This window comes from Duganella flavida, from assembly GCF_009857445.1.
GTDB classification, from domain to species: Bacteria; Pseudomonadota; Gammaproteobacteria; order Burkholderiales; family Burkholderiaceae_D; genus Rugamonas; species Rugamonas flavida.
In genome coordinates this window covers 218,573-231,566 of sequence record NZ_WWCN01000002.1, presented here as the reverse complement: position 1 = coordinate 231,566, position 12,994 = coordinate 218,573, and the positions used below count along the sequence as shown (strand labels likewise).

Genomic DNA, 12,994 nt, shown 5'->3' with positions numbered 1-12,994 from the left:
CATGACCATCAATACCCAGCGCCGCAACCTGATGAAAGCCTTGCCTGCGGCAGGCATCTCATTCAGTTTTCCCGCCGTCGCAGCCACCGCGCCGGATCCTTGGCTGCAGGCGCAAGCCATCATCGACCGCGTATCGAAGCCGCTTACCTTCCGCAAGGAAGACTTTAACATCACCGCCTACGGCGCCAAGACCTGCAAACTCACCAAAGTGAAAGCGTGGATCTCGCACGAGGAGCAGGATGATCTGGGCACGCCAACCGCCGATGCGCCGGACTGCTACGCCGCCATCAAGGCCGCAATCCAGGCTTGCCACGATGCGGGCGGCGGCCGCGTTGTGATCCCGGCCGGCGACTGGTTTGTGGCCGGCCCTATCGTGCTGCTGTCGAACGTAAACGTCCACCTGAGCAAAGGCGCGCACGTCTACTTCAGCCACAATCCAGCGGACTTCGCCAAGTACGGCGACATCGACTGCGGCAAGCACGGTAAGCTGACCATCTCGCGCTGGCAGAGCAACGACTGCCTGAACTACTCGCCGATGGTGTACGCCTACGGCCAAAACAACATCGCCCTCACCGGCGACGACTGGACCGCGATCCTTGACGGACAAGGCGGCGTGCCATTCAACGACGCCGGCGATTGCTGGTGGACGTGGAAAGGCAAACAGAAAACCATCAACTCCATCGGCCAGGGCACCACGCCCAACTTCAAGGCCGGCAAGATGTCGGAGAACACGGTGAATCCGCTGAATCCAGCCTCGCTATCCACCGTCGCACCAGCGCTGACGGAAGCGGAGCGCCTGCTGATTCAGGGCGAAGGCGATAAATGGCGCGCCGATGCGCAGTATCTGCCGGCGTTGTCGGAAGCGGGCGTACCGCTGTCCAAACGTATCTTCGGTATCGGCCACTTCCTGCGCGCGCCGATGATCCAGATTATCGGCTGCACCAATGTGCTGTTGCAGGGCTATCGCGTGCAAAACACGCCGTTCTGGCAGCATCACCCGGTTCACTGCCGCAACCTCGCGATCCGCAACGTGGAGATGCACAGCCACGGTCCTAACAGCGATGGCTTCGATCCGGAAGCTTGCGATCACGTGCTGGTGGATGGCTGCACCTTCGACACCGGCGACGACTGCATCGCCATCAAGGCCGGCAAGGATCTCGATACGCAGTATGGTCCTTCGCAGAACATCGTCATCCAGAACAGCATCATGCACAGCGGCCACGGTGGCGTCACGCTCGGCAGCGAGATGGCGGGCGGCATCCAGAACGTGTTCGCGCAAAAGCTGGTGTTTGAAAACGCTAACTGGCAAACCAATCCGCTCAACACCGCGATCCGTATGAAGACCAATATGAATCGCGGCGGCTTCCTGCGCAACTTCTACGTGCGCGATTGCACGGTGCCGAATGGCGTGCAGATTTCGCCGTCGTTCTATGCATCGCTGCCAGGTTCGCCGATTCAGTCGAAGACCGTGGCCACGGCGGCCGGCGCCATCGTCACCTTCGATTGCGACTACACGCCGATCAGCGACAACGTGCGTACCCGCCCGCCGGTGGTAGACAACATCCAGATCTCCAACATCAGGGCTGGCAATGTGACCAAGGATGGCAAGACCGCGTCGTGCTTCCAGGCGATCGTGATTCTTGGCCCGGTGGCGTCGGACTACAACGGCCCGCTGCCAGTGCCGCCGGTGCTGCCGGTGACGAATGTGTCGATCAGCGACTGCGATTTCGGCACGCCGGTGAACGCGGCTGCGCCATGGTTCTTGTACAACGTGAAGGGCATGACACTGAAGAACGTCACCATTGGCGGCAAGGTGCACAACACCACTTTGTCGGCATAGTTAACATATACTGTTCCAATGGACGCAGGACGGACCCGATTACGTCGGCGAGACGATTTACTACTACGACTGGTCAGCAAAAGTGGTGAGCTACCTGTACGTGGAAAACGGCGGAGGCTTTAGTGATCAGGGCGTGACGCGGAAGTAGTCGATGTCGACGTGGCCGCCCACGCCTGAGCTGAAGAGGCCCATTTGGGCGCCGACCCAGCGCCCTATTTTGGCGGTGAACTGGGCGCCGATGGGCGTGTACTTGGTGCCGTCAGCGCTGTAGGAAAATTGGGTTACGCCGCCGGCCAGGACTTGCATGCGCAGCCAGACTTGTGGCGATGGCAGGTCGACACCTGCCTCTTGCTGTTCATGGCAATTGGCGTCGGCCTTGTAGCAGCTGACCAGCGCCAGCTGGGTTCTGCCGTCGTTGCGGCGCGTGCCTAGCCAGGCGTAGTCGGAACCGTACATGACGAGGCCTGCTACGCCGCCTTCCGCCAAACCGGATGCATCCAATTTCGTCGTTACGGTGAAAGTTTCGGCTGGCAGTTTTTGCAGCAGCAGCGATGGCACGTCCCACAGATTACTCGTGCGAGGCTGCGAGAACAAACGCAACTTGCCGTCGTTTAGTGCGTACCACGATGGCTGCCAGTTCGCGTTCCACTGCCATTGCAGGTCTAGCGTCGCATCATTGAATTCATCACTGGTCGGCGGCGCGGCGGCCGCGTGTCCGCTTACCGGTATGCGATAGCGCGACACTGGCTGACCTGCAGCGCCGCCAACGTCCTCTCCGATCAGCGGCCAGCCATCGCGCCATGTCATCGGTTGCAGGTGCACCACGCGACCATACGCGCGCTTGTCCTGGAAGTGGATAAACCAATCTTCGCCTTGCGGCGTCTGCACCCACGCGCCTTGATGCGGACCGTTCACCGGCGAGCTGCCTTGCGCCATGACGATGCGGTCCTCATACGGTCCGTCGATGCTGCGCGAACGTAAGGCCGACTGCCAGCCGAATTCCACACCGCCCGCCGGTGCGAACACGTAGTAGTAGCCATCGCGCTTGTAGAACTTCGGGCCTTCCAGTGTGGTGTAGTTGGGCCGCTTGTTACCGTCGATGATGATCTTGCCTGCATCGTCGAGCAGGCGGCTGGCGTCCGGCGCCATGTGGCGCAAGGTCAGCACGTTGGCGAAACCGGCGCGGCTCTTGGCCCACGCGTGTAAGAGATAAGCTTGCCCATCATCGTCCCACAGCGGCGCGGGATCGATCAGGCCTTTGCCTGCGACCAGCAAATGCGGTGCGCTCCACGGGCCAGCAAACGAGGTAGCCGTCATCACGTAGATGCCGAAATCCGGATCGGGATAGAAGATCCAGAACTTGCCATCGTGGTAGCGCAGGCACGGTGCCCACACGCCCTTGCCATGCTGCGGCTTGGCAAAGACATCGAACGGCACCAATTGCGGCAAGGCGTGGCCGACCAGCGTCCAGTTGACGAGGTCCGCCGACTGCAGCAGCGGCAAGCCGGGAGCACTGTTAAAACTTGAGGAAACGAGGTAATACATATCGCCAACGCGGATCGCATCGGGATCGGAATAATCAGCGTGGATAACCGGATTTTGATACTGCAGCGGCGCAGTACTGCACGCAGCCAGCAAGGCCGCAAACAAAAAGGGCAGACACCGTAACAGTATCCGCCCCATCATCACGCTCCGAACGGCGTTTCAGCCACGCCTTTAACACCGGGCCGCAGCAGCACTACCGAACCGCCCCACTCCGCATCTTCCGGCTTGCCGGAGACGATGGAAGTGATCAGCAGCGTATCGAGATCCTTGCCGCCAAAGGCGCACATGGAAGGCTTCAGCATCGGCACATCGATGCGGCGGTCTACTTTGCCTTCCGGCGTGTAGCGCAGGATGTAGCCGCCGTCGTTACCGCAGATCCAGTAGCAACCATCGGCATCCACCGCAGCGCCGTCAGGACGGCCGGCCTGGCCCGTCATGTCGGCAAACACGCGGCGATTGCCAGGCACACCATCAGCGATGTCGTAATCGAACGCCCATACCATGCGCCGCTGCGGATGCGAATCCGACAGGTACATGGTGCGGCCATCCGGCGAGAACGCCGTGCCGTTCTGCGTCAGCAGTTCCGACACCAGCGGTGCTGAAATACCACGCGCCGCATCGTAGCGATACAACTGGCCCACCGCGCGCGCCGCGCCCATGTCCATGAACATGGTGCCGGCCAGGAAGCGTCCTTGCCGATCGCAGCGCCCATCGTTGAAGCGCATGCCTTCACCGAGGCCGGAAGCCGGCGTCGCCAGCTTGAACGCCGACGCGTTTTGTTCTGCGCCCAGCTCCAGACTGAAGATGCCAGTCTCCATGCCCGCAATCAGTCCACCGCCAGCCTTGGCCGCCACGCAGGCGACCATCTCGGCGTTGTCCCAATAACGGGCGGCGCCGGTCGAACCATCCATGCGCCACACGCGGCGCGCAGGAATGTCGACCCAATACCATGCGCCTTCGGCCGCGCTCCACGTTGGGCTTTCGCCCACCGTGCAGCTCACGCCATTTACGCGTTCCATACCAGATCGCCGTTCACTACGCGTGGGATCTTCTGTGGATTAGCGTCTTGCAGCGACTCAGGCAGCAGGAACGCAGGCACGTCCTGGTAAGACACTGGACGCAGGAAGCGGTCGATTGCCGACGCGCCCACCGAGGTGCTGCGACTGTCCGAGGTCGATGGGAACGGACCACCGTGCACCATCGCGTGCGCGACTTCCACGCCGGTGCCGAAGCCGTTGAACAGAATGCGGCCCACTTTGCGTTCCAGCACAGGCAGCAGCTTGGTGGCCAATGCCTTGTCGTCAGCGGTTGCGTGCACGGCGCCGGTCAGCTGGCCTTCCAGGTGCTCGGCAACGGCCAGCAGTTCTTCTTCGGTTTCAGCCACGACCAGCAGCGAGGTTGGGCCAAAGATTTCGCCTTCCAGCGCTGCATCGGTCAGGAAGCGCTTGGCATCGACTTGATACAGGAACGCTTGCGCGCCGCATGGCAGGTCGTTGGTCTGGCCGGCAGCAACTTGCTTCACGCCTTCCACGCCAGCCAGGCCTTTCACGCCGCTGGTGTAGGCTTTGTGGATGCCCGGGGTCAGCATGGTGGTGGCGGTTTTCGCGCCGATGGTGCCAGCGGTGGCGTCCACGAAGGCTTGCAGCTTGTCCGATTTCAGGGCGATCAGCAGGCCTGGGTTGGTGCAGAACTGGCCCGAGCCCAGGGTCAGCGAATCAGCAAACGCTTGAGGCAGCTTAGGATTGTCCAGCGCGCCTGGCAGCAGGAAGACCGGATTGATCGAGCTCATTTCTGCGTACACAGGGATAGGCTCTTTACGGGCAGCGGCGGTGTGCATCAGCGCCACGCCACCAGCGCGCGAGCCGGTGAAGCCGACAGCCTTGATGAATGGGTGAGCCACCAGGTTCTGGCCGATGGTCTGGCCCGAGCCGATCAGCATCGAGAACACGCCTTCAGGCATATTGCACTCGGCAGCGGCTTGAGCCACTGCCTTGCCGACCAGTTCCGACGTACCCAAGTGAGCCGAGTGCGCTTTGACGATTACCGGGCAGCCTGCAGCCAGTGCCGAGGCGGTATCGCCGCCAGCCACCGAGAATGCCAGTGGGAAGTTCGATGCGCCGAACACGGCCACAGGGCCGAGGCCGATTTTGCGCAGGCGCAGGTCAGGACGTGGCGCAGGTGCGCGGTCCGGCAGCGCGCTGTCCAGCGTCGCGGTCTGGAAGCGGCCATCGCGCACCACTTTGGCGAACAGGCGCAGCTGGCCGCAGGTACGGCCACGCTCGCCTTCGAGGCGGGCTTGCGGCAGACCGGTTTCCTGCATCGCGCGTTCGATCAGGGTTGGGCCCAGATCCATGATGCGGTCAGCGATGGTTTCCAGGAATTTGGCGCGCTCTTCCAGGCTGGTAGCGCGATAAACGTCGAACGCAGCGTTAGCCAATTCGGCCGCACGTTGCAGATCAGCGACACTGGCCAGACCGAACGATGGTTCGATTTCCACATTGCGAGTAGGGTCAACCGCCTTCATCGAACCTTCTTTACCGAGGACCGCATCGCGGCCAATGATCATTTGTCCTGCTACTTGCATTTTTAGGCTCCGTTATGTGTGAAAAGCGCGGACTTGCCGCGCTTTTTTGATTAGTTTTCTGCTTTAACTAATAGCTTACCCGATTATTGGGCGCCTTGCTTGAGCATCAGCTTATGCAGCATATCGATTTCTTCGGCGTTCAGATCGGTCAACGGTGCGCGCACCGGCCCTGCATCGTAGCCCGCCAGTTTGGCGCCGGCCTTGACGATCGACACGGCGTAGCCAGCTTTGCGGTTGCGGATGTCCAGGTAAGGCAGGAAGAATTCGTCGATCATGCGGTTCTGTTCGGCGTGGTTGTCCGACGCGACGGCGTGGTAGAAGTCCATTGCCAGTTTCGGCATGAAGTTGAACACGGCCGACGAGTACACCGGGGTGCCCAGCGCCTTGTACGCTGCGGCGTAGACTTCTGCAGTTGGCAGGCCGCCCAGGTAGCTGAAGCGGTCGCCCATTTTGCGCCAGATCGAGACCATCAGTTCGATGTCGCCGATACCGTCCTTGAAGCCGATCAGGTTCGGGCAACGGTCAGCCAGGATCGCCAGCGAGGTTGGGCTCAGGCGGCAGTTGGCGCGGTTGTAGACCACCACGCCCAGGTTGGTGGCTTTGCAGACTTCAGCCACGTGTTCGATCAGGCCGTCTTGCGATGCTTCGGTCAGGTAGTGCGGCAGCAGCAGCAGGCCTTGCGCGCCGGCTTTCTCGGCTTCTTTAGCGTAGGCAGCAGCCACGCGGGTTGGACCACCAACGCCGGCCAGGATCGGTACTTGGCCACGGCAGGTGTCGACGGCAGTCTTGATGATCTCTGGGTATTCTTGCGGGGTCAGCGAGAAGAACTCGCCGGTGCCGCCGGCGGCGAACAGCGCGCTCGCGCCGTACGGGGCCAGCCATTCCAGACGCTCAATGTAAGTCGACTTGCGGAAGTTGCCTTCTGCATCGAAGTCGGTCACCGGGAACGACAGCAGGCCGGAGGAAAGGATTTTTTTCAGGTCATTCGGTTGCATTGATAGTCTCCAATATTGACGTCTGGTGAGGATGAGGGCGACATCCCGTGTCGCGTTGTATGACATCGTACAACTAGATCTAAACAGAAGCAAGCGATTTCACATCAACTGTGACCTTGCTTGCCGTGGCGTTGCGACGTTGTTACTGCGTGTTGACCTCTTGCTGCGCGCGGCGCAGGCGCTCGCGGCTGTTGCTCAGGTGGGTACGCATGGCGGCGCGGGCCGCTTCAGCGTCCTTACGCAGGATGGCATGGTAGATATCGTCGTGCTCGCGGTTGACGCGCTCCTGGTAAGCCACCGGATCGTCATGCGCCAGCTGCGCCGAGTCGAGGCGCGCGCGTGGGATGATGGTGTTGCCGAGGTCGCTCAGGATATCGACGAAATAACGGTTGCCGGTCGCCTGCGCAATCAGCAGGTGAAAGGCCTTGTCAGATTCCACCGCACCCTGGCGGTGTTGCGAGGCGACGATGCGCTTGAGCGCGGCGTCCATCAGCTGCACCTGCTCTTCCGTGCGGCGGGTGGCGGCCAGCCATGCGGCTTCCGTTTCCAGGCTGATGCGCAACTCCAGGATGGACAGCACATCGCCGATGGTGCGGATGGTATCGGACGAGAAAATATTCGCCGGCTGCGGCTCCAGCACAAAAGTGCCGATACCGTGGCGGGTCTGCACCAGTCCGGCAGCCTGCAGGTGCGAGATCGCCTCGCGCACCACGGTGCGGCTGACGCCGTGCATTTCCATGATCACCGACTCGGTCGGCAGCTTCTCACCCGGTTTCAGCGTGCCGGCCTGGATGCTGGTCGTGAAGCTTTCCACCACGCCTTGGGCGAGGTTGCGGTGCTTCTTCTTGGGCGGGGCGACGGCGGCCGGTGTTGCGATCTGATTCATGGCTATTTTACTGTTGTATGACGACTATAAGGATACACGCAATGGCGCATATCACGCACATCAGCGATGCGCATATTGCCAGAGTTTGGCACCGAATTGTGTCTTCAACATCATTTTCGCCACAGATTAGAGGCTAAAACTTAAACTAGTAGAGCGCTCGATAAGGAAATGGCTTCCGCCGCAGCCTCCCGCCGGTCGTCGTCGTCGATCAGGCCATCCAGCGCGGCGCCCTCTTCGTCTGTCGCGAATGGCGATGGCACCTGCGCCAACCGCTTGGCCAGCAGCAGCGTGTCGCGCAGACCGATCGGCGGCGGCGTCAGGGTGGCGCCGCGCAGCGAGACGATGGCTTGGCTGACCGGCTCGGGAATGGCCATCTTCTTCATGACTTCTCGCGAGATGATTTCCTGCGCTGCACCCAGCCACTCGCCTGGTTGGTCCAGCAGGCCCGGCGTCTCGTCGGCGCGCGACAGCAGGTAAAAGCCGCCGGACTCATGCACGATGCCCGCAAACAATGCCGTATCGGGATCGGTGGAGGTCAGTTTGCGGGCGATCACGCAGGCCAGCGCCGCCGTGTGCGCCGTGTGGCGCCACAGTTGGTCAGCCTGACGGCGCAAGCCGTCGTCACGGATCCGCGCACCAAACTGGCGCACCACCATCGCGGCAGCCATCGAGTACAGGTTGCGGAAGCCCACTCGCTGCACCGCCGCGCGCACGCCGGTGATCGGTACGCCGGTGCGATTAAACACCGCAGCATTGGCCAGCGCCACCGTGCGCGCCGCCAGCAGCGGCTCGCCCAGCACCTTGCGGACCACGTCGTCCAGCTCGCAATCGGGATCGGCCAAGGCCAGCTGCAGGCGCAATACCGCATTCACGCTGGTGGGAAAAACCAGCTCGCCGCGGGCGGCCTGCTCCACAATCTGTGCGTAATCTCTAAGTTTTTCCATGGAAATATTATAGCGCGGCTCCGGCGTTACGCTGTAAACGTAATGCATCGATCAATCCAAGTAGACTCACCAGCGCAACAAGCAGGAAGGCCAAACGGTAATCGATGGCCGGCCAGTGGGCGATGCCAAGCAGCTGCGCGCTCCAGTGGCCGAGGCGCACGCCGGTTGCGCCCAGCGCCACGCCGAGGCCCAAGGCGACCTGGAAAGCGGTGCTGAATAGCGTGTTGGCCGCCGCCATGCGCGGCTGTGGCACGTCGGCAAAGGCGATGGTGTTCAAGGCGCTGAACTGCATCGAGCGCGTCAGCCCGCCGACGAACAGTATCGCTGCGATCAGCCACACCGGCGTGGCCGGCGTCAGCAACGCGCAAGCAGCCAGCGCGCTGACGTTGGCCATGCCGTTCACCAGAATCACCGGCTTGAAGCCAAAGCGGCGCAGGATGGGCGTAGTGGCCGGCTTCATCATCAGGTTGCCGGCAAAGACTGCAATCACCAGCAGGCCGGAATGGAAGGCGTCCAGGCCAAAGCCCAGCTGGAACATCAGCGGCAGCAGGAACGGCACGGCGCCGATCGCCATGCGGAACAAGGAGCCGCCGACGATGGTGATGGCAAAGGTGGGAATCGCAAACGACGACAAATCGATCAGCGGATGCGCGGCGCGCTTCAGATGCCAGCCCAGCGCAAGCAGCAACAGCGCGCCCACCAGCAAGCAGGCGCCAGCTTCGTTCCAGTCCGGATGCTGGCCGCCGATGACTTCCGCACCCCACGTCAGCAGGAACAAGGCGCTGCCGCTCAGCAGGAAGCCGGGCCAATCAAACGGACGCCTCTCTGCAGCGCGCTGGTCAGGCACCAGCCACCACGCCAGCGCCAGCGCAATCACACCGAGCGGCAGGTTCAAATAAAAAATCCAGCGCCACGATGCGTAACTGGTGATAAAGCCGCCCACCGGCGGCCCCAGCACCGGTGCCACCAACGCTGGCCACGTCAACGTGGCGATCACGGCAATCAGGCGCTCCTTGGGCGTGTTGTTGAGCACTACCAAGCGGCCGACCGGCACCATCATCGCCCCGCCGGCGCCTTGCAATACCCGCAGCCAGACAAACTCCGTGAGGCTGTGCGCCATCCCGCACAGCACCGAAGCTAGCGTGAAGATAGCCAGCGCCGCCGCAAACACGCGCCGTGCGCCAAAGCGCTGCGCCACCCAGCCGCTGATCGGGATGAGCACGCCTAAGGTCAGCAAGTAGGCGCTGACGCCGATGTTGAGCGCCAGCGGCGCCACGCCAAACGAGCGCGCCATAGCCGGCACTGCCGTGGTGATGACGGTGCCATCCAGGTTCTCCATGAAGAAAGCCCCAGCCACCAGCAAGGCTATCCATTTACTACGATCGTCTAAACCGTTTAGTGTGTTTTTCAAACCACGCTCCGAAGCGAACATACGTGCGAATTTTACGACACTGCTATAAAGTCCATCTTACAAACACAACAACGGAGACAACCACATGAAGAGAAATGCCGCCTACGCAGCGTGCCTGTCCGCACTCGCTATCATTTCGGGCCACGCTGTGGCGCAATCCTCAGTCACCATGTATGGCACGCTTGATGTAGGCCTCGACCGTGTCGATAAAAGCCAGGGTAATGTACAAGGGACCGTGTTCGGCGTCAGCGGCACCACGCCAGTCCCTAACAGCATCGCTTCGCCAGCTACCGTGACCACGCGCCTGACTCCTTCGCACACGCGCCAGAGCAATATCGGTTTCAGGGGTGTGGAAGACCTGGGCGGCGGCTACCGCGGCCTGTTCGTGCTGGAAGGCGGCATCACCATCGATAATGGCGGCCTCGCCAACGACAACCGCCTGTTCGGCCGCCAGGCCTACGTCGGCCTGACCACGCCAGCCGGCGAAATCAAACTGGGCCGCCAGGCCAGCCCGATGCTGATCTCCTACTATCTGGTGACGCCGGAAGCGCTGGGCTCGACCGACTTGTTCGGCGCTGGCTTGGTGGTCAACACCGTGCAGACCTGGCAGGACAACCAGATCAGCTACGCGATCAAGAAAGGCCCGTGGACTGCGATCCTCTCGTACGCCACCAACTCGGGCATCGGCAGCGGCATCAGTGCAGCGCGCGCGACCGCCACCTCGTCGACGCCAGTGGCTTCGGCCACCACCGGCCAGATCGTCGGCGGTTTGACGGCCGGCGCCGAAACTGCCAGCGGCCGCGGCAAGACCACCGGCGCCATGCTGGCCTACCGCACCGACGACCTGGTGGCACTGACCGCCTACCATCGCAATAACTTCGACAACGTGCCGATCGGCGTAGTGTCGGGCACCACGCTGGTACCGCTGTTCTACGGCGAGCACTTCACTTCGTTCATGGCGGCGGCCAAGTACACCTTCCCGGGTGTCGGCACCTCGATCGCGGTGGCCGGCCACAACGCCCAGTTCACCCTGCGCGGCAATACCGATCCTGAAGTGCGTACCTGGACCGCCACCCTCAAGCATCCGGTCGGCGCCTTCGACTTCACGGCAGTGTTCCTGAACACTTACTTCACCAACTACACCAAGGGCAAGGATCGCGGCATCATGCTGGGGGCGGATTACAACTTCTCCAAGCGCACCGCGCTGTACACCCGCTTCGGCGGCATCAAGGATAAACGCGGCAACACCGTCGTCAGCAGCGCCACCCCGCTGCCGCTGGCCGGTGGTCCGGGCGCCATCCTGATCCCGCTGGGTACGCAGGAAGTGCCGCTGTTCTCAGGCGCCGGCCAGAACATCGATGCCCGCACCACCATGCTGAGCATCGGTCTGCGTCATTCGTTCTGACGAAAAAAAACGGAGCACTGCCGGTACAGTGCTCCGTTAAAGACTACTCACAGCCGAAGTCGTTAACTCATAAGTGCACGGCGATCTGCGGCAGCAGGTCGTCGAAAGTCCGTCCGTTACCGTTCTCGCCGATGGCGTGCATTTTCCACTCGCCGTTGTGGCGGTAGACCTTGGCCATGATCTGCGCCGAGTGCGGCCCCTGTACTGACAGGTTGAAGCGCGCTACCTCGCGGCCATTTGCTGCATCCAGCAAACGGCAATACGCATTCTCCACCTGCGCGAAGGTCTGGCCGGTGAAACTATTCACCGTGAACACCAGGCTCTTGATATTCGAAGGCACGCCATTCAGGTCGACGTTGATCTGCTCATCGTCGCCATCGCCGGCGCCGGTGCGGTTGTCGCCGGTGTGGACCACGCTGCCGTCCTTGCTTTTCAGCTGGCGGAAGAAAATCACATCCACCGGACGATGGCCTTCGTCGAACAGCACGCACGAGGCGTCGAGGTCGACCGCTTCGGTCTTGGCGCCGAAACCGAGGAAGCCCTTGGTCTTGATGGCATCCCAGCCGAGGCCCATGGTGACGCGGCCCAATGCTCCGCCGGCTTCCTTCTCCAGCGAGATCTTCTGGCCCTTGCTCAAATTGACTGACATAGAAACTCCTTGTTGTACGCTTATGCGGATTGACGCAGCAACCACGCCTGGAACGAAGTGCTGTTGCGCGAGCAGATCAGGACCTTGCCCTTGCCCGAGAAACGCAGCACCATGCCCTCGCCGCTGGTCTGGCTGTTCACCAGGTTGCTGAGGAATCCGCTATTGCCGCCCGTGGTCACCGAGATGTCGTAGCGCAGCGCGCTATCCCATGCCACCACGTGCGAGTTATCGATAATGATGTCGCGGCCCGGCTCCACTTCCAGTTGCGAAATCCCGCCGAAGCCGGACACCGCCACCTGGCCCACACCGCTGGTTTCGGTGATGAAGAAGCCGCCGCTTTGCGCAAACAGCGCATTGCCGACGCTTTGCGTGCGCACCTTCAGTTCAACGCTGGAAGTAGCGGCGACAAACGCGCCGTCGCTCAGCATGTACTGCTGGTTGCCCACGTCCAGAATCTGCATCGCACCGGGCAGGGTTGGCGCCAGCAAGCAATCGCCGTCGCCGCGCACTGCCTCGATGTGCTGCTGGAAGAAGGACTCGCCGTTGGCAAAGCGGCGCATAATCGCAGCGCCGATGCCGCCGGTGATCTTGCCCTTTAAATCGAGCGCGGCTTCCATCATCACCATCGCGTCCGATTCGCAGTAGATTTTTTCACCCTGCCGCATCGAGACATGCAGAAAGGGATCGACGTCACCAGTGATCGAAAATACAGGCATGATTACGAGTCCTTTCCTT

At 61.7% G+C, this 12,994-nt stretch carries 11 protein-coding genes; 2 read left to right on the top strand and 9 right to left on the bottom strand.

The genetic code is table 11. From position 1 onward, the window contains the following. Window position 1 precedes the first annotated feature (1 nt). Entirely contained in the window at window positions 2–1,840 is a 1,839-nt protein-coding gene (locus GTP46_RS03430) for a glycoside hydrolase family 28 protein (RefSeq protein ID WP_161005220.1), read from the top strand. Between the two features lie 126 nt (window positions 1,841–1,966). Here GTP46_RS03430 and GTP46_RS03425 read toward each other — a convergent pair whose 3' ends face one another. The 7 genes from GTP46_RS03425 to GTP46_RS03395 all read right to left on the bottom strand — a co-directional run bounded on the left by GTP46_RS03425 (window position 1,967) and on the right by GTP46_RS03395 (window position 10,205). Continuing rightward, window positions 1,967–3,523: a glycoside hydrolase family 43 protein gene (locus tag GTP46_RS03425; RefSeq protein ID WP_161005439.1), complete on the bottom strand. Its 1,557-nt coding sequence runs from the start codon at window positions 3,521–3,523 to the stop codon at window positions 1,967–1,969. Between the two features lie 2 nt (window positions 3,524–3,525). Further along, window positions 3,526–4,404: an SMP-30/gluconolactonase/LRE family protein gene (locus GTP46_RS03420; protein ID WP_161005219.1), complete on the bottom strand. Its 879-nt coding sequence runs from the start codon at window positions 4,402–4,404 to the stop codon at window positions 3,526–3,528. Beyond that, window positions 4,392–5,969, bottom strand: a complete 1,578-nt coding sequence (locus GTP46_RS03415; RefSeq protein WP_161005218.1) for an aldehyde dehydrogenase (NADP(+)) — start codon at window positions 5,967–5,969, stop codon at window positions 4,392–4,394. Before GTP46_RS03415 ends, GTP46_RS03420 begins: the two co-directional genes overlap by 13 nt. 83 nt (window positions 5,970–6,052) lie before the next feature. Further along, entirely contained in the window at window positions 6,053–6,964 is a 912-nt protein-coding gene (gene kdgD / locus GTP46_RS03410; protein WP_161005217.1) for a 5-dehydro-4-deoxyglucarate dehydratase, read from the bottom strand. A gap of 142 nt (window positions 6,965–7,106) precedes the next feature. Then, entirely contained in the window at window positions 7,107–7,850 is a 744-nt protein-coding gene (locus GTP46_RS03405) for a FadR/GntR family transcriptional regulator (protein ID WP_161005216.1), read from the bottom strand. A gap of 140 nt (window positions 7,851–7,990) precedes the next feature. Continuing rightward, entirely contained in the window at window positions 7,991–8,794 is an 804-nt protein-coding gene (locus GTP46_RS03400) for an HDOD domain-containing protein (protein ID WP_161005215.1), read from the bottom strand. A gap of 7 nt (window positions 8,795–8,801) precedes the next feature. Next, window positions 8,802–10,205 carry an MFS transporter gene (locus GTP46_RS03395; protein ID WP_229258784.1) on the bottom strand — a complete coding sequence of 468 codons (1,404 nt, stop codon included), beginning with the start codon at window positions 10,203–10,205 and terminating at the stop codon, window positions 8,802–8,804. Window positions 10,206–10,290: 85 nt separating this feature from the next. On the opposite strand from GTP46_RS03395, the gene GTP46_RS03390 reads away from it, so the two are divergent. Continuing rightward, window positions 10,291–11,610, top strand: coding sequence for a porin (locus tag GTP46_RS03390; protein WP_161005213.1), 1,320 nt, complete (start codon window positions 10,291–10,293; stop codon window positions 11,608–11,610). Between the two features lie 67 nt (window positions 11,611–11,677). Here the strand turns inward: GTP46_RS03390 and GTP46_RS03385 are convergent, their stop codons facing one another. Both GTP46_RS03385 and GTP46_RS03380 read right to left on the bottom strand, forming a co-directional pair. Beyond that, entirely contained in the window at window positions 11,678–12,259 is a 582-nt protein-coding gene (locus GTP46_RS03385; RefSeq protein ID WP_161005212.1) for a TerD family protein, read from the bottom strand. A 20-nt stretch (window positions 12,260–12,279) separates the two neighbouring features. Then, window positions 12,280–12,975: a TIGR00266 family protein gene (locus tag GTP46_RS03380; protein ID WP_161005211.1), complete on the bottom strand. Its 696-nt coding sequence runs from the start codon at window positions 12,973–12,975 to the stop codon at window positions 12,280–12,282. Between the last annotated feature and the right edge of the window lie 19 nt (window positions 12,976–12,994).